We start from the raw sequence: 21695 nt of genomic DNA on the forward strand, positions 1-21695 counted from the left end.
AACAAAAGGAGTTTGTTATGAAAGCAGCAGTGGCAGGTATCTCTTTAACAGCCATATTATATTTCATTACCCCAACAATTTATGCTGACAATCCTACTGCCAGCACATCTCCATCACTTGCAGGAAATTATAAATGTCAATGGAATGGCACTTTATTAGGTAATAAGAACTTTTCTCTTACCATATCGCAAACTGGCGATACTTATAACTCTGAATGGGATGATAGTACTGGTAATCCGGTGCTGTATGGTACGGGATTAATGAGTCCGAATGTAAATAATTTTATGTCCAGTTCTTTTTGGGGTGTAGCAGATAACACGATAATTGGCGTATTATCCATTACAATAAAACCAGACGGATCGCTGCAAGGCAACTGGATATCCCAATCCGGAAAAGACACCGGCACTACAACGTGTACCAAGGGTAAGTAATGATTACGACCTATTTGTCGGGCCTTGGCCCGACAAATATAATTGGCCAGAAGCACTAAGAATTAGTGACACAGCATTAAAAAAACAAGCATTGCCTCAGATAGAAAAAAGCTCTTTGATTGAATTAATTTGCGTTTGCAGTTTTTACGTGAAGAAGTTGGTGTAGCGATAGAAATGTGATTTATAACCTAGGAGTATTATCGCTACACCTATATAGTACCACTTTAATATTAATTTATTATTAAGTGCTTTTTTTTTCTTCTTTTTCTTTAGTGACTGGCGGTATATAAGCAATAAACGGCTTTTTGCAAGACGATTAATTTCAGAATAATGTATGGCGCCTGCCAAAAAAGCAGTTAAAATCTACTATGATTTCAAAAGCTTTTTTCAGGATTGCGAGGCCTATTTAATAGCGCGGTAACTTTAGCACTATCAAAGAAAAAAACACAAATTCCATCAATATCAATACGCTGACGTTCGTCCTGAACAATATGTTTCATGTAAAAGCTAATGCGAACTCTATATTCACCATTAGAACTAATATAACTTAAATTAGGAATTTCACTCTTGGTACTGACTGTAAGAGTCATTTTTTTATGCAAAATATTATCTAATACGGATACATAGCCTAATGCATTTAAAAAACAGCCGACAATTATATTTCCAGTCTCCAATAGTGCTGACTCTTCGAGACTTCCTAATTGTAGGGTCGACCCTAACTTTCTATGCAAAAGAACATCACATATTCTTAAAGCAGAAGTTCCTGGTAAAATATAGGAACCGAAGCCCTCTAAAGTGCCAAGCAAAGGAGTAGTCATAATTACAGCACCTCCCATATCAGGACTAATTTGAGCTACTTCCTCTTTAATGCTCTCTTTGATGCTACTTTGTACCTCACTTACGTTAACACTGACATCTGCACTTGCTAATGTCATCTGCTGGCTTAATAATTTTGAGAATGCAAAGGTCGCTTCTGATGCTGCAAAGCTCATTAATTCATTGAATCGTTTCTCTATCTTCATAATGATTCATCCTGCTTGTTTTGATTTTAAACATAGAAAAAGCTCGTCGACATCTAAAATTAAAATCGTCTCGCCCGATCCTAATAATGCTGTGCCAGAGAACAATTTACTCCCTCGAATGGTTGGGTTAATCGGTTGAGTAATAATTTCTTCCGTGGTAAGCAGTGTATCTACAATTAAACCCAATAATTCTTCTTCTTTGCTTAATACAACAATAGATTGCCGTTCTTCGGTTGCTACTTTTTCCCTAAAAAGAACGGACAAACGCAAAAGAGGAACGTTTATTTGCTCATATACAAAAGCTTCTTGATGCAAGAGATTTGCTGTCTCTTGGCGAGATATCGTTATTAAACGTTCTATACTATTTAAGGGAAGCGCATAGGTCTGATTCCCTTGACGCACCAGTAAAACAAAAATAACGGTTAAGGTTAAGGGAATTTTTATCGTAAATTGAGTCCCTTTTCCCTTTTCAGTTGTGACCGCAATCGTCCCATTAATGGATTCAATGGTCTGTTTGACAATAGACAAACCGAGTCCCCTTCCTGAAATATCCGTAACTTTTTCCGCAGTGGAAATTCCATAAAAAATCGCGTTTGTTACCTCGGATTTTGCTGCTGTTACTGGTAATAAATTGTGGCGTATCGCAATGTTTTTAATCGCCTCGAGATCAAGTCCAGCACCATCGTCACTCACCTCAATGACTACTGATTCTTTTTGGCGTTTCGCGCTTAATTTTATGTTTCCCTCAGCAGATTTTTTTTTCGTCTTTCTCACCTCAGAGGATTCTAAACCATGATCAATCGCATTTTTGATTAAGTGGGCAAGAGACTCACTTATAGAGTCGATTAATGAACGATCGACCTCAATGTCTCTGCCTTCTGTATGTAATTCTACTTGTTTTTGTTGCTGTTTCGCGAGATCTCTGACCATACGGGAAAAACGATCAAAAACAAATCCTACAGGCACGAGTCGAATTTGCATGACGTAATACTGTAACTCATTGAGCGTTTGATCCAAAATCCCTACGGTTGCAGTTAATTCAGGGGATTGAATCGTTTCACTTAAACTTTCCAATCTCATTTTATTAATAAGCAATTCTTTAGTAAGATTGAGTAATTTATCGAGACGGTCGACTTTTACTTCAATGCTTGTAACCGATTCCACAGTATTCGATGATTTGATCACAGCTGGATCAGCAGTTTGCTTCTCATCATGCGATAATAGCAAGCTAATTTCTTCAATCATTGCCTTTGTAGCAGGCTCAGGTTTTCCTTCTGAGATTTCTTTTAAAGCTTCTTTTAAGAAATCAAAGCAATTAAATAAAAGATTGATACACTTTTTGAGCGGAATTTTTTGAGTGCGAATTGCATCGAGTAAATCTTCAATAGCATGACTTAGATTAGCTATTTTTTGAAACCCCATGGTTGCAGAAATACTTTTGAATGTATGGACATAGCGAAAGATATCTTGCAGGTTTTTCTTATTATCTTGATGTTTTTCCCAATCAATAAGAGCCAAATTCATATTTTTGATATGATTATTTGCCTCACTAAGAAAATCCTCTATGTATTTATTCATGTCATCATTCATTAACGACACCTATGGTGAATTATAAATATTTTTTTAGTTCATTTGTGATTTGTTCAATCTCAAATGGTTTTTGAATATACCCTTTTGCTCCGAGGGCGTTACACTGTTCTTTAATCGATGCATGACCAACAGATGTAATCATTAATACCGTTATGTGGGGATGTTTATCATGAATTTTTTCTAAGAGCTGTATTCCTTCTGTTTCACTTGCATTCATGATTACATCTAATAGGACGAGATCGGGTAATTTTTTTTTAAGTTGAAGTAAGGCAGATTTTTCGCCATCGGCCTCTATGATATCCAGATCTGCGAAATTATTTTTTAAGATATCTCTTAAAATTATCCGCATGAAATTGGAATCATCTACAATCATCACCATCTTACCCATCATATTCTCCTCAACTGAGATGTACAGCGTCTATTCTCTAGTAATCCGGTAATCAGATCAGTTTTTTGCAAACTGTCGAAGGTAAGATGCCCTTTGCGAGCGGCATGGATGTATGGCATGTTTGCACTGACCACCGGAAGTTCCGGAGCAATCATTTTTTAATTACGCTCTACAGCTGATAGCTTTATAAGTTCCTCTTGCGCTAAGATGCTCGATAAATTTAATAAAATGATTAACCGATTTTCATCAATAACTACCCCACTCACATATTTTTCATGAATATTGATAATACTGGAAGGATTCTGATTAATATCAGCCTCATTCACCCGCAAAACCTCTACTACTTCATCAACCATTAGACCAAAAACCCCACTTTTTTGTTTTGTGATGATAATGTGCTTTGGATTATCGTTATTGGTCGAGGGAAGAAAAAAAAGGGTCTTAATGTCAATAATAGCTACAATATCACCACGCACATTGATCAACCCGAGTATAAAGTAAGGCGAATCGGGAATAGGCGTTATAGGGACGACCTTGATAATTTCTTGTGCTTCACTAATTGGGATACAAAACTCTTCATTCCCCGAGCGAAATACAATAAGTTGCACCAACCGTTGTTCTTTTGATTTAAGTGTTAATGAGGATTTATTTGGCATTATTCACCTCTGAGCACTTGTGTTTCAGAAGTCATATATACTACTTTAAATCGTTTCAATGCGGTTCTTAATTCATCAGAAAGGACTGATAAATTCGAAGCAGACACCGTCATTTGTTGCATACTGGCAGTTTGTTGCTGAATTGACGAAGACATCTGTTCTGCACCAACTGCTGCTTGCTCTGATGTTGCCGAAATTTCTTCGGTTGTTTTTGCAACAGCCAGGGCTGCCTTAGCTTGCTCTGATGTTGCAGTAGAAATTTCTTGCGCCTTGACTGTGATTTCCTGAGTCCCAGAACTAATTTGCCCAAGAATACTTAACGCTTCATTGACAATATCGATTGATTCAGTAACCTTCTGCGTACCAGTAGTCATACCTTCAACCACTTGGGTAGTCGACTCAAGAATCGTATTAACCATACCCTCAATTTGAACCGCTGCTTTTTTAGTACCTTCAGCAAGCTTCCTAATTTCATCGGCCACAACAGCAAATCCCCGACCCGCCTCGCCAGCACGTGCTGCTTCAATAGCTGCGTTTAATGCCAGAAGGTTTGTTTGATCGGCAATGTCTTTTGTCGTACCGACGATGACCCCAATTTCTTTGGCTCGTTTATCCAGATCTTTTACCGTATCGGTATTAGACTTCACAATATCATCAATAGACTTAAGCCTTGTTGCCGCTTGTTTTCCTGCATCGGTACCCCTGCTTGCAAGTTTTGCTGCTTCTTGCGTGACTTCCGCTGCGGTACGTGAATTTGTGGCTCCTTGCTGAATCGATTTAGAAAGTTCCGTAACGATCCGCGTACTGGATTCCAGTTTTTTCGCTTGTTCTTTCGCACCAACGGCTATTTGTTGCGTCGTGCTCGCAGCCTGCTGTAGCGTGCTGCTGACTTGTTTGGAAATATCCGCTAGCTGCACTGACGCGCCAGAAACTTTGGTAGAACTGTCCATAGCAAAACGAATTAACGCACCCAAATCATCAAAAGATTTATTCAGTGCATCAGATAATGTTCTGATATCACCCTGGGTTTCAATACTGACTCGTTGCGACACGTCACCCATAGAAAGTGCGACCGCGAGACGAATAACCTCTTGCACTGGTGTAGCAATGGAATTAAGAAGGTTATTTAATTTATCAACAATATCTTTCCAACTGCCACCAACACCCTCAACATTAGCGCGCTCATTTAATCGGCCTTCTTTACCCGCTACTTGAGCAACTCGGGATACTTCACTCGCTAAGCGATTGAGGTCGTCAACCATTTTATTGATGGTTTCTTTTAAAAGTGATACTTCGCCTTTGGCTTCAACAGTAATCTTTTGCGTCAAATCCCCTGCACTGATTGCAATCGCAACTTTTGAAATATTGCGCACCTGATCAGTAAGGTTAGATGCCATCGCATTAACGTTTGCGGTTAGCTCTTTCCAAGTACCACCCACTCCTGGCACTGATGCCTGACCACCTAACTTTCCTTCAGTACCCACTTCTTTAGCAACCCGCGTTACCTCAGCGGCAAAAAGATTTAAGTTATCAACCATCTTGTTCAGTGTTTCTTTAAGCTGAAGAATTTCTCCACTGACCTCAACCGTAATTTTTTGATTCAGATCGCCATCAGCAACCGCGGTTGCAACTTGGGCAATATTGCGCACTTGGCTGGTTAAATTTGCTGCCATCGCATTCACATTATCGGTTAATTCTTTCCACGTTCCAGTCACTCCAGGAACCTGTGCTTGACCGCCTAATTTACCTTCAGTACCTACTTCTTTCGCTACCCGCGTTACCTCACCTGAAAAGGATCTTAAGTTATCCACCATGTCGTTGATGGTATTTTTTAATTCTAATACTTCGCCTTTTACCTCCACGGTAATTTTTTGATTCAGATTACCACTCGCTACCGCTGTCGTAACTTGTGCAATATTGCGCACTTGGTTGGTTAAGTTTGCAGCCATCGCATTGACGTTATCAGTTAATTCTTTCCATGTTCCAGTCACCCCAGGAACCTGTGCTTGACCACCAAGTTTTCCTTCCGTACCCACTTCCTTGGCCACCCGCGTTACTTCTGAAGCAAAAATCGTTAAGCTATCAACCATCTTATTAATTGTTTCTTTCAGCAGTAATACCTCCCCAAGTACTTCTACAGTAATTTTCTGATTCAAATCACCTTTTGCGACTGCGGTCGCAACTTGCGCAATATTGCGCACTTGACTGGTTAAATTGGCAGCCATCGCATTGACGTTGTCGGTCAATTCTTTCCACGTTCCCGTAACACCTGGCACTTGTGCTTGACCGCCCAGTTTTCCTTCCGTACCCACCTCCTTGGCAACCCGTGTTACTTCTGAAGCAAAAATCGTCAAACTATCCACCATTTTATTAAGGGTTTCTTTCAGTTGCAGCATTTCACCTTGAACTTCAACCGTTATCTTTTGATTCAAATCACCCTTTGCAACCGCAGTCGCAACCTGAGCAATATTACGCACTTGGTTGGTTAAATTTGCAGCCATCGCATTGACGTTATCGGTTAATTCTTTCCATGTTCCAGTCACTCCGGGAACCTGCGCCTGACCACCTAATTTACCTTCGGTACCTACCTCTTTCGCGACCCGCGTTACTTCGCCAGAAAATGATCTTAAATTATCAACCATCTTGTTGATCGTATTTTTTAATTCCAACACTTCGCCTTTTACTTCAACAGTAATTTTTTGATTGAGATCACCACTGGCAACTGCAGTGGTTACTTGGGCAATATTACGCACTTGGTTGGTTAAGTTTGCAGCCATCGCATTCACGTTATCGGTTAATTCTTTCCATGTACCTGTGACGCCTGGAACCAGAGCTTGACCGCCTAATTTACCTTCGGTTCCCACTTCACGAGCAACACGGGTTACTTCTGAAGTAAAGCTGCTCAATCCTTCCATCATACTATTATAGGAATCCGCGATTTCTCCAAAAATATCATATTGATCCTTTTTTAGACGTTTGGACAAATCACCACGCCTCACCGATTCCATAGCTTCAAGAATATCGCGCAACCGGCTCTCCATTGAGGCCTTGCTTTTGGGGAGATCGAAAGATTCTGGATTTATCTCAACTTCCTGTTTTTCTTTTCGTCGAGGCATTCTTAATTCCATTTACGATGCAATATAATAAATATAGTAAAAGGATAATATTTTTACAAAAAACATACTGTTAGTTGTTGATAAAAAAGCTACAACATTGATTTTGTCGAACCTAGGCCCGATCTAAGACTGGTATTATATTTATACGGGTTTAAATACCCTCCAATATAAATTCATTCAGCGTTATAGTTAGAAACCCTTAAGGTTGCTTTTCTTATCTTCCTCGGGTAATTCTTTCTCAAATTCGTCTTTACTATCCTTGAAATTTTTTAACTTATCGCTACCTATATCTAATTTGTTTTGAGAAAATTTTGAGTGATTCCACATGGAGAACGTATTGTGTGCCGTTGTTACAGACATAAAATCTTTAGGTTTAACCACAATTTGGCAGTCAACTGGTTCAGTTAGGGTCAAACGAGCATCATCTAATAATTCTGCAGCCAAATCAAAACGATGCTCAGCACCATACAATAATAAAACTGCTGTTTTGTTAGACTTTTCGGCAGCCTCTACTGACAAGGTCAACGCTTCTGACTCCCGTATTTTTTGAAAGTCATCCGCTACATCTCGCAATCTCTCGTAATCATCCCCTATATCTTTAATTGCCTGATGTAAGACCTTTGCCGTTTCAGGTCTTATTGAAGGATAGATTTTATCCAATAACCCCACATAGAGCACCACCATTGCACCAAACTTGTCAGCTAATAATTTCTTTTGCTCCGGTGTAAGTTCAATAAAATCCTTATCAAAAGTAGTATGGTCAAAATGTTTTCGTACTTCCTGTACAACAGGATCATCCGGATTAATGAGTTCGGCAGATAACTCATGACTTAAGCCTTCGAGTACAACAGCCGTATCCGGATGCTTAATAATATACTGAGCAACGGCAAATTGTGAGGCAGCAATCTCATCTTTAGTATGTGACACGCGAAAATCTTTATTTTTGTCATTCTTTATCTGATTTGTTTCAACAAAAGTAAGAAAGTCATCACTAATGGGACGATGCATCATTTGCACATGCGTAATACTGATTTTTCCAGTGTCTTCGAACTCATCTGGCTCACCAGCCATTGTAATTCCTAATTGAATACCTATTTTTAAATATAGTATATAAAGTGAGCAAGGTGCAGCGCGTAGTTTAGGTCGAAACGCCCCAAACTACCTCGCTCAATGATTTACTATCGAAAAATCAGCATATCATTCATTACTCTCATCCCTTTTATCCGGCAAAAATCCTCCTACTTGAGCATTCCATAGAGTTTTATACAAACCACCCAAATTAAGTAATTCTGTGTGTGTGCCATCTTCAACAATATGCCCCTTATCGAACACTAAAATTCGGTCCATATGCAGAAGAGTAGACAGACGATGAGCAATAACCAAAGTTGTTTTTCCCTGCATCAACTCCCAGAGACTCTCTTGAATGTTGGATTCTGTAATAGAATCAAGCTGAGACGTGGCTTCATCAAGAATTAAAATTGGCGCATTTTTTAATATAGCTCTGGCAATCGCGATGCGTTGGCGCTGACCGCCTGAAAGCTTAATTCCACGCTCCCCTACCAAAGCATCATAACCTTCGGGCAAAAGGCTTATGAATTCATGAGCATGTGCCTTCTGAGATGCTAAAATAACTTCTTCATCTGCAGCATCTGTCTTGCCATAACGAATATTATCCATCAGGCTACGATGAAACAGTGTTGGGTCTTGTGGAATTATGGCGATACCTTGTCTTAGACTCTCTTGGGTCACTTCAGAAATGTCTTGACCATCAATCAGAATTTGACCATTCACAATGTCATAGAGTCTTAAAATGAGATTAACAAAAGTTGATTTGCCACTGCCAGAATACCCTACCAAACCAACTTTTTGGCCCGCTTCAATTATCACCGACTTATTTTGGAAAAGAGAATACCCACTATGGTAATGAAATTTAACCTTGGAAAACTCAATTCTACCTTGTGTGATAACTAACTGAGACGCATTATTTTGATCTTTAATGTCATGGGGTGTGACTAATGCATTTAGACTTTGTCTAACCTTACCCAAGGCTTGGTTAAACTGATCCACTTGGTACATGGTGTACCACATCATATGACCTAATTCCATGGAAAGCCCAAGAATCAAAGCAAAATCGCCAATGCTCACAAGACCCTTGCTGTATAAATGAATTAAAGTAATGCAAGACAATCCCATCATTACAGCAATCATTCCACCTTGTGCACAGCATAACAAGACGATAAAGAGCTCTTTTCTTTGAAATGCCTGTTGCACCAAGCAAAAGAAATGGTTCATTCGTTCTACTTCGTAAGTCTTTTTTGAAAAAATACGAATGTTGGATTGATTCGCTAGACTATCCACCAATTGACCAGAAAGCTGAGACTCCGAACTTGCATGATTATCAGACAATTGGACTAAACGTGCTGACATCCAAATACTAAATGTTGCAAAGGCGATGAACCAGAGAAATAAGATATAAAAGAACACTGCATTAACATAATAGGCTGTAATAAATGAAACGACCAAAAGTGAGCTGCCTCGAAGAAAATCCAAAGAAACTCTATGCAGAATAATCTCAAGATTATCGGCAAGGGTCGTAATTTGATCAGCAATTCGTCCCGATAGATTATCCTGAAAAAATTGCGTGCTTGCCCCCAAAACATACTCAAAAGTTTGACTAACAATTTGGTTTTTGATGTACGCTTCGTATTTATAGTTCAAATACCCAAGTGTTCTCCAGGTAACATTGTCAAAAATAATAAAGTTCAACACTAACAAACCTGCTATCCAATACAAAGAAGACATGTCTGTAGGTGTCTTTGCAGCTAAAGTATTAATGAATGCTTTAATCAGTAAGCTATTAAATGGACCCCAAAATCCAGCCAATAGAGCAAGCAAGATAAATAAAACTACTACAGCTCTATACGGTTTTAAAAAATGCCAGATAAAAGAGCTTAATGGATGGGTAAGACTAAGGTCTTTAAATTGAATCGGTTTATGGTTCATGAGTTACTCTTAAGTATGTCTGTTAGGACAAAAACAGAAAGTCACAAAAGGACTTTGTTCACCTTGCCCTATAGTTGGGCCAACTTAAAATGTAATTTTCATGACGATTTAAACCTATTTTTTACGTTTTTTCTTAAAATAATGTGATATTTTAAAACAATATGTTGATTGCTGTCAATTTCCAGGTTAAATCAGGATCAAAAATTTTCAAAACTGGATCCCACGGACAAGCCGCATGACATAGAGCAGATTGAGCTTTGGCCCGACAATCTTGCTGGTTTGCTTCTTTTATTTAAAATCATAAGTATAGTATTGAGGATGGGTCTCAGGATCACTAGGAAAAATTTCCCGTGTTGTATATTGCTCTTCAACAGTAGGCATAGGTAATCGAAGCGCTTCTTTCTGGAAAAAATAAGACCTTAACATGGCTGCTTTTTTATTATAAATATTAATCAATTCATTAATGTCTGCCTGGTGATTTTCTTTAACATCATTAACAAATTTTTCTGCCTGAGAACGCTCAGCTTCACCCATGTTGCATGATGCAAATGAAGTCGTAGCATGGGCATAAAAATGAAGATAACGAGTATGTAATTCATTAATGGCTCCTTGAGCCTCTGCTTTAGATAATACTCTCTTATTTAAACAATATTGTTTTAATTTTTCATAGGTGGGTACGATTTCAGCGTCCCATTTTTTTTCAAGCACATCAACCAGGTTTATAAAGTCTTTGAACATGTTAATTTTTTTATATTAATCAATGAGAAAAAAAATTATACATAGAATTTAAATTAATCTCAATTTCAAATCTATCTGAGGATAAATCTTTTGCCACGACCGCTGTGGGTGAAAATGATAATTAAATTTGCTTAGAGGCTATAAAATTCATAATTATATCCACTGACTCATCGATTAGATATTTTGACGTATCAATCATAATTTGCTTACTTTCCCAAGGTTCATAATGACGATCCAGAACGGCCTGCCATGTTGGCAGTTTATGACCTTCTATATCGGCAATGCGTCCTTCCACCCGACTTTGATGTACTTTTTTATCGGAACAAATTAGTTCAATCTCAATGAGATCTGCTCCAGTTTGTTTTGCTACCTGCTGCCAATCTTGGCGTGTTAGTGCAATCGGATTAACCGAATCGGCCACAACATTTAAACCTAAGAGCAAATTCTCTCGAGCGACTGCATAACTGATTAAGTACCCCTCTGAACCTACTATCAATGAATCAGGATAACCATCTAAATCGATTAAAACCTGCTCAATGGTATCTACTCTCAGGTAGGCCGCCTTTAAGCGCTTGGCTATAATTTTAGAAATTGTCGTTTTCCCTGTTCCAGGTAACCCACCAAAAATAATTAACATTGCAAGATTGCCTTTTATAAATATTCGTAGAGTTATATTTTCAAACCTAAGAGGTCATAAAATTATTCAAATAGTTTTGGTGTACTGAGTTGATAAATAATCTCTATAACCTTCCCTGCTTTCTTCACAAGCTTTTTTGTAAGATTGTTTTCTAAATTCATCAGAACAAAACAATCCCTCTTTTTTGAAAAAAAGATGAATTTGTCTATTTGTTTTATTAGAGGATTTTAATAATCCTTCACTGACTGCAGTATTTATATTCGATTTAAGCAGTACTAATTGATTTGCACAAGCCATTTGTTTGCCATACCCTGTTTTTGTTGGGTTCTCTTTTCGAGAAGCCTCATCTGCTTGCATGGTATTTGAAATTGATCTGATTCTTTTATGCAGAAGCTGCATAACCGACAATACATATTTTTGCCTATTTTCATGCATATGATCATAAGCAACGGGAAGTGAATTTTTTTTTGAAAAGCAAATATTATTGATCACAATATCAAGCGTTTTTCTGAGTTTTACATCAGTACCATAAATACCCTGCTCAATGCGTTTTCGTATTTCATGAGCTTCTTCTAACAATGGCGATATAACCTTGGTACATTCACGCTTTAGTTGATTATCTCTTTGATTGAATAAAAAGTAGGCCCAATTTTTTTTAAATTTCCCTAATACATGATTATCGTTATACAAAGATAATTTAGAGCCCGGCTTAGCAACTCGATATTCACCTCCAACTATCCAGCTTAATAAAAAATTATAGGCCTCTAAGCCAGTCAAAAGTTTGCATGATTTATTTTTACCTTTGAGTTCTTCTAATATTTCAGCAAGCGCTTTTTGATCTTCGACATCTTTAAAGATAAAGATGTGCCTAACACAGGAAACTGAGTGTATGGGATTTACTAAGTCTTTTAAGCGCTTTATTGCATCTTTGGTTTTCTCACCACCGCGATTTAAGGTGAGCTCAACAACTCTAAATTTTTGAAAGTCGAAACCCATGTTGCCTCCTGAGATTAAGGACTGTTAAGATTTCTTTATAAATCAACGTTTCGGTTATCTGCAGTTTTCTCTTACTCAGATCGCGCACAAATGATTTATTTAAGAACACTAAGAAGTTAAAATAAACTAAAACTTTGACAGAAACAAGATAAGAATACCTATGCTGCAGCTGCTCTTTTCTGTGAATCTACAAGGTCAGCCCTTGGCCCACAATCACTTGAAAATAGATAGATTCAAACAGGAATTACAGCTAATGATTGAACTTTGTCCGATGCATTACACGCAACGAATCGGTGTGGAGAGTAACTTAGCTTGTCGGGCCTTGGCCCGAGCTTGTTACTATTTACCTAGAAGGATAAAAACCGCAGCAACCAAAGCAACTACAGCGGTGATGGTGCTGGGAATTGCAATTCCAGGAGCTAAAACCCCAAGAGCTACTATAATCAGGTAAACAGCAAGAAGAATAAAACCTATATTTTTTGTGAATCGCATCGTTTAATCCTTAATTAATTATGTCCTGAACCATAAAACATCTAGAATGAATTTCTGATTACTCAGTATTAACTCTAGGTGTACCATACCAATTTGTGCCCTAATCTTTCAAAGTTTCTGGTGACATCAGCATCTTATAGATTTCGCCAACATGTATTTCCTCTTCTTGAATCATATTTCTTGCAAACTCCTCAACTAACACCGACTTTTTTTCTGCGTGGTGTAATAATTGATGATACAAATTCAAGCCTTGTTTTTCATGCTCAAGAGCCTCTTCCAAAATAGTTCTAATGTTATGCTCATGAGTCTCTAATAATTTGCCAATTTTAAGTGTCGGATGATAGGAAAAATGGGTAATAAGTTCCCCTATTAAATGAGCGTGGTTTAAGCTCTCTTGAGCCTGATCACGCATCCATTTACAGATAGGAATGCGATTAAAACCAAATATCATAAAAGAGTAGTGGGTATAGCGCACAACACCTGCCATCTCAATCTCTAATAATTTATTTAAAGTTTTTATAATCTCATCATCGATTGTTTCAGACTCAGATCTTCCGTGTGTCATATTTCATTCCCTCTGACTAGCCTATGTAAAAGTATAGAATAATTCAAAAGAAAGTCTCAAAGTGTAGTAACTGTCTTGAATTAAAAATTTAAGACAGTTACTACTTGCTAATAATCTTTTTACGATAAATATGCATTATTCTGCACTTTATTTTCATTAATTATCTTTATGAGAATGGCTTTTTTATTTGGCCAATTCTGAATTAATGACTTATTCAGTTGGGAACAATTTTCAGCAAGCCAAGGGCCAAATTGCAGCAAGATTAAAGGAATTCTCAGTTGAATGCAGGCTTCGAATTCCTTCCGTTTTTCTTTTTTGCATAGGTCATTGTCTTTAAGGCAGTTTTTTATAATATCGTCGGTTAATTGCTGCCAATTTGGAGGCGGTGTTACTTCAAGAAATGATTCAGTCATAATTTTTTGCAGGACATTTTGACTAATAGAAACAAATTTTTTTGGATCAACTGGTTGTTCACAAAACTCTTGTTCTAGGAGCTCATTTATTTGTTTTCCTATAGGCTTTACTTCATTCATGCTCATGCAAGAGATTAAGTTGTTGGAATTCAATTGCAGCACCGGATTCGCAATGAGTAAATTGCTGCTTAAAACAAGACCTAAACACATTAATATCCTTACCATTGTTACTCTCAACATTTCATAATAAAGATTAATATAGTAAAGCATGATATTTTTTTTGTGGGAAGTCTGTAGAAAATCGGTAAAAATTGGCCCGACCTACCCTGTGTATTTAGATGATTAGCGCGTGTTTTATGCGCTATAGTATAAACAACATATATAATAGAGAGTACTATGGCAGACATTATTAATCTTAATAAAAAAAGAAAAGCTAAAGTTCGTTTGGAAAAAGAAAAAAAAGCTTCTGAAAATCGCGTTAAATTCGGAAGGACAAAAAAAGAAAAGCAACTCGAGAAACAAGAGAATGAACGTAATGAACGACATCTAGATGGTCATAAGTTGGAAAAAAAAGAAGAAAAATAAAGACAGCAGTCTTTTGACTATTCTAATTTATTAAGATAAGTCTCTGGAGCAAATCGAGCGGCAATAATCGCGACAAGAGCCCACAATAAAATATAGAACGCAGGAGCATACTTATTTCCTGTTAACTCAACTAAAGTTAACGACACCAGAGGTATTGTCCCGCCCAAAAATGCTTGGCCTATGTTATAGCCAATGGATACGCCGCTCGCCCGAATGGCTGTCGGAAACATTTCTGCAAGAATGGTAGGTACCGACGCGTTCAAAGGTGCAAGAAGTATGGCCAACCCTATTTCTCCAATAAGCACATGCCACCAATTACCACTTAAAAAAAGAATAAATATGGGATAGATAAAAATCAAAATACCGAAAGCACCCACCAAAAAAATCGGTTTTCTTCCAAAATTATCTGACAATAAGCCCATCAAAGGAATTAACAGGGTTAAAATGAATAACGCTATAAAATTGGCAATCAAAGCATCTTTTAATAAAAATCCTTCTGATTTGACCAGGAAAGCTGTTATATATGCAATGAGCAAATAATTACTAATTGCCATAATGCTTGTAAAAATAATGGCTAATAATAAGGTACGTTTATGGGCAGTAAAAACAATTTTTGCAGGAAGCTCTTTTGTGGTTTTGGTATGCAAAAAGGTCTCGGGATCTACACTTTTAAGGCGTAAATAAATTCCTATTAAGCCAAGTAGGGCACCTATTAAATAAGCCAAACGCCATCCCCAAGCTTTAAGTATATCATCAGGAAGTAAAATACTCAGTAAAGAAGCGGTCAATGAACCCAAAAGAATACCCAAAAAAGCGGTACTTAACACAAGACTTCCCGCAAAGCCACGTCGATGATCGGCCATATGTTCAATAAGAAAAGTAGTTGAATTAGGAAGCTCTCCTCCCACTGCTATTCCTTGAATTAATCTAAAAAAAATAAACAATAACGGTGAAATCATACCTAAAGTATTAAAATCGGGGATTAAGGCAATACATGCGGTAGAAAAAGTCATAATAGACATTGAAAAAATCAAAACCTTTCTTCTACCGATATGATCGGCATAGTGACCTAATATTAATCCCCCCACAGGACGCATAAAAAAGCCAACTGCAAATACACCAAAGGTCAGAAGTAAGGAAACAAAGTAGATTTTTGACGGAAAGAATAATTGAGCAAATAAAGGTGTAAAATTGGCATAAAGAAGAAAATCGAACCATTCTAAAGTATTTCCGTATAACCCGGCAAAAATACTTTTTTTCTTAGTGAGGTTCATAAATAGTCACTTTTTTTAAGTAGCTCTTATTTCTTTTATAGACTATTTTTAGCAATTGTTTTTATTCTTTTTTTGAAGTCAACACATTACTGAGCAAGCATCGAGCCAAGGACTTACCTTGGTGGTGTATTTGATTCTTGGGTGTAGTCGTTTTAAATGGTATCCTTCCTTCCCATGCACCTCTATTTTTAGAAGCAATTTTTGCGATGAGCAAAATGAAATGTTGCAACGATTTTTAGTAGTAAGCGGTAACAAGGCGGAATTTTTTTCTTACATGTAGGACAAAGAAAGAGGAACTAACAATATGCTGAAAACAAGTCAAGCGAGTGAAACCTTGCGCCAATCTGGTATTCGTGCAGCGAGCACGGAGTGTGAAAAAATTGGCGGCATTAATTTAGGTCAGGGTATTTGTGATTTACCTACACCTGAGATAATCAAGCAAGCTGCTATACGAGCGATTGAACAAGAAAAAAATGTGTATTCTGCTTGTGAAGGAGTACTCAATTTACGCCATGCTATTGCCAACAAAATTCAAACGTTTAACAAAATCCCGGTTGATGCCGAAACAGAAATTCTGGTGACCCACGGTTCTACTGGAGCATTTATTTGCGCGACGATGTCTTTGTTTAATCCAGGTGATGAAGTTATTTTGTTTGAACCTTTCTATGGTTACCACAAAAATATTTTGGATCTGTATCAAGTTCATGTTAAAGCGGTGCCTATTAACTTACATGATCTGAGCATTCAAATCGATGATCTTAAAAAAGTCATTACCCCTAAAACCCGCGCGATTATTATTTGCACACCGTGTAATCCTTGTGGCAAAGTTTTTTCTGAGGACGAATTATTAGCAATTGGCGAAATTGCAGAACAATATAATTTGGCAGTTATCACTGATGAAATTTATGAATATATTACTTATCCTGGTTATAAACATGTGTCGTTTGCTAGTTTAAAAAATTTTAAAGATCGCACCATTACAATTTCCGGATGTTCAAAAACGTATAATATGACGGGATGGCGTTTAGGTTATGCCAGTGGTCCGGCACATGTAATTGCAAAAATGGCCTTGGTTCAGGATTTATTGTATGTATGTCCCGCAACACCGTTACAACATGCGGCGATCGATGCGTTCAAATTACAAGAAAATTATTATCAAACAATGTGTCAAACCTATTTGGAAAAACGTGATCATACTGTTCGTGAGTTACGTGACACTGGGTTTGAAGTGACAGTACCTCAGGGGGCTTATTACATTATGGCCGATTTTTCACGCATGGGTTTTAAAGATGATGCCACTATGACACGTATGTTACTTGATCAGGCAAAAGTTGCTGTGGTTCCTGGACGCTCTTTTTATTTAAATCCGGATAAAGGAAAACATGTAGTACGTATTTGTTACGCGTTGAGTAAAGAAAAAGTGTACCAAGGTTTAAAACAGATAAAGGAAAGTCTAGTGCCATGTCCTTCCTAAGACATAGGCTACGCTACCAGCAAGTGTTGGGTGATGTCTTGCCGTGGTTATACTTTTGGATTAAAAGCAGGCAAGACAGCCCTTTCTTGAGTTAAGGTATCATTCTGACTATTAATTGAATCGATTCAGTGAACCAAGTCAATTTTTTTGCCCTTATACTGACTCTTCAAGTTCAGTCTTAGCAACGTTCGCGATAAACAGGGCTAAATCGGGTGAATCGCCATCTTCTAAAGACCAGGCTGCAGATAAACCCGCATAAGCCAGAATCCATTTCATGAGCCTTGAGCGTTCTAGGCCAGCAGCTTCAGCAACTACCGTTGCCTGACGAGCCAAACGACCGGGTCTGGCCGCAATATCCCAGTCAGGGTTACAAAAAATATTTGCATAATCAAAACCGCGCTCCCCCAGAAGCCCCTTAGGGTCAATGGCAATCCAGCCATGCGTACCAGAATCTAAAATATTTTGATGATGGATGTCACCATGTAAAACAACAGTTTCCTGGGGGTTTTGCAGTAGTTCCCTTGCCACCCTAGCAGCGTGAGTAAATATCCCTCCCCGTTCTATAGCTGCAGAATGTAGGGATCTAAACCAGGTGGTTAAGGGTACCAATGTGGCCGGTAATGGTTTTTTATTTTTGGCATGCAGTCTGCTAACAACGTCACAAATAATCTTACTCGCCTCATCATCCTGTCCGGTTTTTGTCATGCAGACCAATGACCGCTTCCCAACCGCACGTTCCATTAACAAGGCATCATCCTTATACTCAAAAATACGCGCAGCTCCTTCTCCCTCCCACCAGACCATCAATGCACCGCCATTTCGTTCTTCATTCGACAAAGCAATCTTTAACATTGCGCTGGACCCTTTATGGGAAACAGGTAAAAGTCTGCTCGTGTTTGTAATGATGGGATCACCATCTTGAGTTAGATGCCATAGCTTAAGATACTTATTGAAAATATCGTTTAAATTCATTGCATACACTCATAAAGTTCAGTCTTTTTTATTTCATTGACTATAAATTTTATAAAATCAATCACTTCATTTTTATAAGACATGGTTTTTCCATATTCCCAGGCTTCAGCCGCTTCGATCAACTCTTTCCATTGGATGTATGTGCGTTTAATCCATACAGCCGAGACTGTTTTGCTGGCTGTTTTATTCCAATAGACAGTATAAAAAATTCGACAGAGGTTCATTACAATATACGATCGATAATGACTGTTACTCAACCATTCCGGATCATGAATTTTAGGCTCCCATTCTTTGAATAAATCTTTTATGCAAGCTTTTTGTACATCGATGATATCAATAGGGTTAATTAAAGAATGAAAATCAGGGCCAATCAGTGGGATACTTTGCATGCTCAATAAGTAATTATTTATTATCCATTCATTTCCATAATCCGCATCAACATAAAAAATGCCCCCTCCATAATAAGGGCGTGGTTCTTCTGGCGGCAGAACATGGGCTAACATGTGAATGGGTGTATAAGAACACTCTACTCTCTCCTTCCACTTAGGATAATCTTCCCCCATGACCCGATGTAATTTTTTAACTTGCTCCAAATCTTTTTCATTCAGTGGCTGCTTAACAATTGCTACAAGATCTAGATCACTACGGCCTTCTTTAAAATCGCCATAAACTAAAGAGCCGAAGAGATATAAGCCAATTAGCTTATTTCCCAAAGTTTGATTTATTTGAAATGATAACTCTTCTAAAATTAAATTAATGTCGTGGTAAGGAGAAATAGTAGCAAAATTTAGATAACTCATGGTGTACTCCAACTAAAAAATCTTGTAAGTTTTCAAGCTTATTAATAAAACTTGTTCCAATAGTGATTAATTAGTTAGTGGACACATGAGTAAACCTAGCGCTTAGAATGGGTTTAAAAATTTTTTGTAATTATAAATCAAATATGCTTACTATTCTATTCTTTGAAATCGAGGAACTGTTTTTCCATTATGAATGATGATATTTTTGCTGTTCAATCAGGAAAAGCTACATCAGTTGTAATTGAAGTAACTTTTTTATCTGTAAAATACACTTTATAGATAAAATCTCCGGGAGTATGATAAGTCCATACCTCCGTAAGGAATGGAACTGAACCATATTGTACACCGGCAGAGTTGAATAAGGGTTGGGTGGTGCTCAGTGTTTTTTTATCCTGAGGGTCACCACACTTTCTTAAAACCGTAGCTTGTGAATCGCCTTCATCAATCAATGCGCTGTTACATTGAACTGCCCAGCTGTAATTTATACTTAATATAAGTAATACAAATAGAAGTATTTTTTTCATATATTTAAAAATAATAATTTGGTATATACAGTATAGCAGGGTCGAGCCTTGGCCCGAGAGTTCACAGGTATCATCTAAAAAATAAAATCTTTAAATGAATCATAAATTTGACTCTTTAACTAAATAGGCTCATTCTGTGATTTTATTATTTATTCAATAATATTGATTATTAATGTAATGAGTGAGAAAAAATTTTATGCCCACAATAAAAGTAAATGATATTAATGTGTATTATGAACAAACCGGCTCTGGACCCGATCTCGTATTTATCTCAGGGTTATCCGTTGATCATACAATGTGGGATCTAAAATATTTTACGAATGATTTTCGAGTACTAACTTTCGATAATCGTGGTGTGGGACAAACTGATACTCCGGATGCTCCTTATAGTATGGAGGGTTTCATGAAGGATACGGTATCACTCTGTCAAACATTAGGAATAAAAAAAGCTCATTTTGTAGGCCACTCTATGGGAGGACATATTGTCCAATACATTGCTGCAACCTACCCTGAACTAGTTGATAAAGCAATCATTGCGTGTAGTGAACACGAATTTTCAATAATATCTTATCTCGCTACCAAACTGCAGATAGACCTTCGTCAATATCACGTTCCTAAAAAAATACTTATCGAAAATTATTTACCAGTACTTTTTTCTATAGACTATCTAAACCTTAGTGAAAATAGAGACAAATTTATTCAGACAACTTTAAATAATCCTTATCCTCAAACCGATAAAGGATATATTGCTCAGGTTGAAGCGATTAGAAAACATAATACAATAAATCTTCTTCCAAAAATTAAAAGCCCTACTTTGGTGATCGGTTGCGATCAAGATTTACTGACCCCTCATGAAAATTCTATTTTCTTACAAAATCATATTCCAGGTGCCAAACTAATTACCATTAAAAATTGTGGGCACGCTCCTTTTATAGAAAAACCAGATGAATTTTTCAATCTCATACTTTCTTTTTTGAAAAATAAATAATTGATGATAAAAACAGCTTAATCTTCTAATTTTCATTGTGTTGATTACTCCGTAAGTTCTTCTTTGTTTTATTCAATAAATCACTCTAGAAGTTTCATTGTATAGAAGAAAAATTAGGAAAATATTATTCTATAAAGCTCAGCTCGATTAAAGGAAATTCAAAGTACTTATTTTAACTTAGGGATAAGGAATTATAATGGACAAAAAGAATAAGCAGACAACAACTACAATTGAAAAAAAGAACAATTTTGGTATTCCTACAGGATTAGTTGCTCAAAGGAGAGCAGAATTAATTGCTGCAAAAAAACTGTCTGATTCGGGGGCAATGGCACCCGCTAATACTACCCCTCTGACTCATCTTACCAAATCAAGGCCAAAGTTTGAGCATAGAAAACCTTCACTAAAACGACGCAAAGCAAACGCATTAACACATGATTTTTTCAAAAAAAATGAGCAAAAACCATGTGAATCGACCGATATGAACTCAACTGTAGATTCGCTCCAAGTGTTGAAGAAAAGCATAGCGGATGCATGGACTGCTTACAATAAATACTATGAACAGGGTATCAATACTCTAAAGCCTAATGGGTGGTTTAGTTGGTGGCGCCATGGAATTGATGGACAAAAAAAGGCGGAATCGGTTAAAGACAAAGCCTTGTCAAGTGACAATCCTGATATAATTATGCAGCAGATGGAACAGTTTTTCGAGGATCCTTATACCCGATTTGAAAATCACTCTTTTGCCTCTTATTTATTTGTGGAATTCAATCGCCTATTACAAAACCATGAATATAAACCACAGGAAGGAATAATCTATGATAAAAAGTACTGGCATACAATTGCTGAACAATTGCGCCCATTATTGACTAAAGAAGAGTATGAGCATAGCTCATATACAACAGAGCAGTGATTCTCAATTTAAAAATAAGGGCAATCTCAGGGGAGTGAGCAGCAAGCAATGATATGGACTCATCCTCCCTTTTACCCGGCACCTAGATGAGCCACACTGTTAAGGTCTACCAAACCTTATC

22 protein-coding genes are annotated in these 21695 nt (G+C 37.3%); 5 read left to right on the forward strand and 17 right to left on the reverse strand.

The genetic code is table 11. The features are described from left to right. Positions 1-17 precede the first annotated feature (17 nt). Positions 18-431: a hypothetical protein gene (locus Lstg_RS14605; protein ID WP_058478407.1), complete on the forward strand. Its 414-nt coding sequence runs from the start codon at positions 18-20 to the stop codon at positions 429-431. 374 nt (positions 432-805) lie between these two features. On the opposite strand, the gene Lstg_RS14610 is transcribed toward Lstg_RS14605, so the two are convergent. The 13 genes from Lstg_RS14610 to Lstg_RS14665 form a co-directional block, all read right to left on the reverse strand. Next, positions 806-1453, reverse strand: coding sequence for a hypothetical protein (locus Lstg_RS14610; protein WP_058478408.1), 648 nt, complete (start codon positions 1451-1453; stop codon positions 806-808). Between the two features lie 6 nt (positions 1454-1459). After that, positions 1460-3043: a chemotaxis protein CheA gene (locus Lstg_RS14615; RefSeq protein WP_058478409.1), complete on the reverse strand. Its 1584-nt coding sequence runs from the start codon at positions 3041-3043 to the stop codon at positions 1460-1462. Between the two features lie 19 nt (positions 3044-3062). After that, a complete protein-coding gene (locus Lstg_RS14620; protein ID WP_082650866.1) occupies positions 3063-3434 on the reverse strand; it encodes a response regulator in 372 nt (123 codons plus the stop codon). Between the two features lie 155 nt (positions 3435-3589). Then, positions 3590-4087: a chemotaxis protein CheW gene (locus tag Lstg_RS14625; RefSeq protein WP_058478411.1), complete on the reverse strand. Its 498-nt coding sequence runs from the start codon at positions 4085-4087 to the stop codon at positions 3590-3592. After that, positions 4087-7203 (reverse strand): HAMP domain-containing protein, encoded by a 3117-nt coding sequence (locus Lstg_RS14630; RefSeq protein WP_058478412.1) that lies wholly within the window; start codon positions 7201-7203, stop codon positions 4087-4089. The genes Lstg_RS14625 and Lstg_RS14630 overlap by 1 nt, the downstream gene beginning before the upstream one ends. A 189-nt stretch (positions 7204-7392) precedes the next feature. Then, the gene (locus tag Lstg_RS14635) at positions 7393-8274 is read right to left on the reverse strand and encodes a hypothetical protein (RefSeq protein WP_058478413.1); all 882 of its coding nucleotides are present in this window, start codon (positions 8272-8274) and stop codon (positions 7393-7395) included. A gap of 126 nt (positions 8275-8400) precedes the next feature. Beyond that, positions 8401-10206: an ABC transporter ATP-binding protein gene (locus Lstg_RS14640; RefSeq protein WP_058478414.1), complete on the reverse strand. Its 1806-nt coding sequence runs from the start codon at positions 10204-10206 to the stop codon at positions 8401-8403. A gap of 288 nt (positions 10207-10494) precedes the next feature. Continuing rightward, positions 10495-10944 carry a hypothetical protein gene (locus Lstg_RS14645; RefSeq protein ID WP_058478415.1) on the reverse strand — a complete coding sequence of 150 codons (450 nt, stop codon included), beginning with the start codon at positions 10942-10944 and terminating at the stop codon, positions 10495-10497. 121 nt (positions 10945-11065) lie between these two features. After that, positions 11066-11581, reverse strand: coding sequence for a P-loop nucleotide/nucleoside kinase family protein (locus Lstg_RS14650; protein ID WP_058478416.1), 516 nt, complete (start codon positions 11579-11581; stop codon positions 11066-11068). A 66-nt stretch (positions 11582-11647) separates the two neighbouring features. Continuing rightward, positions 11648-12577, reverse strand: coding sequence for a hypothetical protein (locus tag Lstg_RS14655; RefSeq protein WP_058478417.1), 930 nt, complete (start codon positions 12575-12577; stop codon positions 11648-11650). Positions 12578-12916: 339 nt separating this feature from the next. After that, positions 12917-13069 carry a hypothetical protein gene (locus Lstg_RS17910; RefSeq protein ID WP_165481746.1) on the reverse strand — a complete coding sequence of 51 codons (153 nt, stop codon included), beginning with the start codon at positions 13067-13069 and terminating at the stop codon, positions 12917-12919. A gap of 100 nt (positions 13070-13169) precedes the next feature. Continuing rightward, positions 13170-13634, reverse strand: coding sequence for a ferritin-like domain-containing protein (locus Lstg_RS14660; protein ID WP_058478418.1), 465 nt, complete (start codon positions 13632-13634; stop codon positions 13170-13172). Positions 13635-13753: 119 nt separating this feature from the next. Further along, positions 13754-14272, reverse strand: a complete 519-nt coding sequence (locus Lstg_RS14665) for a hypothetical protein (protein WP_058478419.1) — start codon at positions 14270-14272, stop codon at positions 13754-13756. Between the two features lie 171 nt (positions 14273-14443). Here Lstg_RS14665 and Lstg_RS14670 point away from each other — a divergent pair, with 171 nt between their 5' ends. After that, positions 14444-14632 (forward strand): DUF4169 family protein, encoded by a 189-nt coding sequence (locus Lstg_RS14670; RefSeq protein WP_058478420.1) that lies wholly within the window; start codon positions 14444-14446, stop codon positions 14630-14632. A gap of 17 nt (positions 14633-14649) precedes the next feature. Here Lstg_RS14670 and Lstg_RS14675 read toward each other — a convergent pair whose 3' ends face one another. Further along, on the reverse strand, positions 14650-15906 hold the full coding sequence (locus Lstg_RS14675) for an MFS transporter (protein WP_058478421.1): 1257 nt from the start codon (positions 15904-15906) through the stop codon (positions 14650-14652). Positions 15907-16210: 304 nt separating this feature from the next. Between Lstg_RS14675 and Lstg_RS14680 the strand changes: the two genes are divergently transcribed. Further along, positions 16211-17380: a pyridoxal phosphate-dependent aminotransferase gene (locus Lstg_RS14680; protein ID WP_058478422.1), complete on the forward strand. Its 1170-nt coding sequence runs from the start codon at positions 16211-16213 to the stop codon at positions 17378-17380. A gap of 153 nt (positions 17381-17533) precedes the next feature. Here the strand turns inward: Lstg_RS14680 and Lstg_RS14685 are convergent, their stop codons facing one another. The 3 genes from Lstg_RS14685 to Lstg_RS14695 form a co-directional block, all read right to left on the reverse strand. After that, positions 17534-18352 (reverse strand): aminoglycoside phosphotransferase family protein, encoded by an 819-nt coding sequence (locus Lstg_RS14685; protein WP_065235618.1) that lies wholly within the window; start codon positions 18350-18352, stop codon positions 17534-17536. Next, positions 18349-19152, reverse strand: coding sequence for a nucleotidyltransferase domain-containing protein (locus Lstg_RS14690; RefSeq protein ID WP_058478423.1), 804 nt, complete (start codon positions 19150-19152; stop codon positions 18349-18351). The genes Lstg_RS14685 and Lstg_RS14690 overlap by 4 nt, the downstream gene beginning before the upstream one ends. Positions 19153-19364: 212 nt before the next feature. Beyond that, positions 19365-19676, reverse strand: a complete 312-nt coding sequence (locus tag Lstg_RS14695) for a DUF2845 domain-containing protein (RefSeq protein WP_058478424.1) — start codon at positions 19674-19676, stop codon at positions 19365-19367. Positions 19677-19902: 226 nt separating this feature from the next. Here Lstg_RS14695 and Lstg_RS14700 point away from each other — a divergent pair, with 226 nt between their 5' ends. Both Lstg_RS14700 and Lstg_RS14705 read left to right on the forward strand, forming a co-directional pair. Then, positions 19903-20664 (forward strand): alpha/beta fold hydrolase, encoded by a 762-nt coding sequence (locus tag Lstg_RS14700; RefSeq protein ID WP_162264083.1) that lies wholly within the window; start codon positions 19903-19905, stop codon positions 20662-20664. 196 nt (positions 20665-20860) lie between these two features. After that, on the forward strand, positions 20861-21574 hold the full coding sequence (locus Lstg_RS14705; protein ID WP_058478426.1) for a hypothetical protein: 714 nt from the start codon (positions 20861-20863) through the stop codon (positions 21572-21574). Positions 21575-21695: the final 121 nt, after the last annotated feature.

Origin of the sequence: Legionella steigerwaltii, assembly GCF_001468065.1 — a bacterium.
GTDB lineage: Bacteria > Pseudomonadota > Gammaproteobacteria > Legionellales > Legionellaceae > Legionella > Legionella steigerwaltii.

Excerpts from the sequence above, each read along its gene's own strand:
- Lstg_RS14670 (WP_058478420.1), top strand. The coding sequence starts at position 14,444 with ATGGCAGACATTATTAATCTTAATAAAAAAAGAAAAGCTAAAGTTCGT.
- Lstg_RS14680 (WP_058478422.1), top strand. The coding sequence starts at position 16,211 with ATGCTGAAAACAAGTCAAGCGAGTGAAACCTTGCGCCAATCTGGTATT.
- Lstg_RS14695 (WP_058478424.1), bottom strand. The coding sequence starts at position 19,676 with ATGAAAAAAATACTTCTATTTGTATTACTTATATTAAGTATAAATTAC.
- Lstg_RS14635 (WP_058478413.1), bottom strand. The coding sequence starts at position 8,274 with ATGGCTGGTGAGCCAGATGAGTTCGAAGACACTGGAAAAATCAGTATT.
- Lstg_RS14640 (WP_058478414.1), bottom strand. The coding sequence starts at position 10,206 with ATGAACCATAAACCGATTCAATTTAAAGACCTTAGTCTTACCCATCCA.
- Lstg_RS14685 (WP_065235618.1), bottom strand. The coding sequence starts at position 18,352 with ATGAATTTAAACGATATTTTCAATAAGTATCTTAAGCTATGGCATCTA.
- Lstg_RS14665 (WP_058478419.1), bottom strand. The coding sequence starts at position 14,272 with ATGGTAAGGATATTAATGTGTTTAGGTCTTGTTTTAAGCAGCAATTTA.
- Lstg_RS14605 (WP_058478407.1), top strand. The coding sequence starts at position 18 with ATGAAAGCAGCAGTGGCAGGTATCTCTTTAACAGCCATATTATATTTC.
- Lstg_RS14625 (WP_058478411.1), bottom strand. The coding sequence starts at position 4,087 with ATGCCAAATAAATCCTCATTAACACTTAAATCAAAAGAACAACGGTTG.
- Lstg_RS14690 (WP_058478423.1), bottom strand. The coding sequence starts at position 19,152 with ATGAGTTATCTAAATTTTGCTACTATTTCTCCTTACCACGACATTAAT.
- Lstg_RS14655 (WP_058478417.1), bottom strand. The coding sequence starts at position 12,577 with ATGGGTTTCGACTTTCAAAAATTTAGAGTTGTTGAGCTCACCTTAAAT.
- Lstg_RS17910 (WP_165481746.1), bottom strand. The coding sequence starts at position 13,069 with ATGCGATTCACAAAAAATATAGGTTTTATTCTTCTTGCTGTTTACCTG.
- Lstg_RS14660 (WP_058478418.1), bottom strand. The coding sequence starts at position 13,634 with ATGACACACGGAAGATCTGAGTCTGAAACAATCGATGATGAGATTATA.
- Lstg_RS14650 (WP_058478416.1), bottom strand. The coding sequence starts at position 11,581 with ATGTTAATTATTTTTGGTGGGTTACCTGGAACAGGGAAAACGACAATT.
- Lstg_RS14620 (WP_082650866.1), bottom strand. The coding sequence starts at position 3,434 with ATGATGGGTAAGATGGTGATGATTGTAGATGATTCCAATTTCATGCGG.
- Lstg_RS14610 (WP_058478408.1), bottom strand. The coding sequence starts at position 1,453 with ATGAAGATAGAGAAACGATTCAATGAATTAATGAGCTTTGCAGCATCA.
- Lstg_RS14615 (WP_058478409.1), bottom strand. The coding sequence starts at position 3,043 with ATGAATGATGACATGAATAAATACATAGAGGATTTTCTTAGTGAGGCA.
- Lstg_RS14705 (WP_058478426.1), top strand. The coding sequence starts at position 20,861 with ATGGACAAAAAGAATAAGCAGACAACAACTACAATTGAAAAAAAGAAC.
- Lstg_RS14645 (WP_058478415.1), bottom strand. The coding sequence starts at position 10,944 with ATGTTCAAAGACTTTATAAACCTGGTTGATGTGCTTGAAAAAAAATGG.
- Lstg_RS14630 (WP_058478412.1), bottom strand. The coding sequence starts at position 7,203 with ATGCCTCGACGAAAAGAAAAACAGGAAGTTGAGATAAATCCAGAATCT.
- Lstg_RS14675 (WP_058478421.1), bottom strand. The coding sequence starts at position 15,906 with ATGAACCTCACTAAGAAAAAAAGTATTTTTGCCGGGTTATACGGAAAT.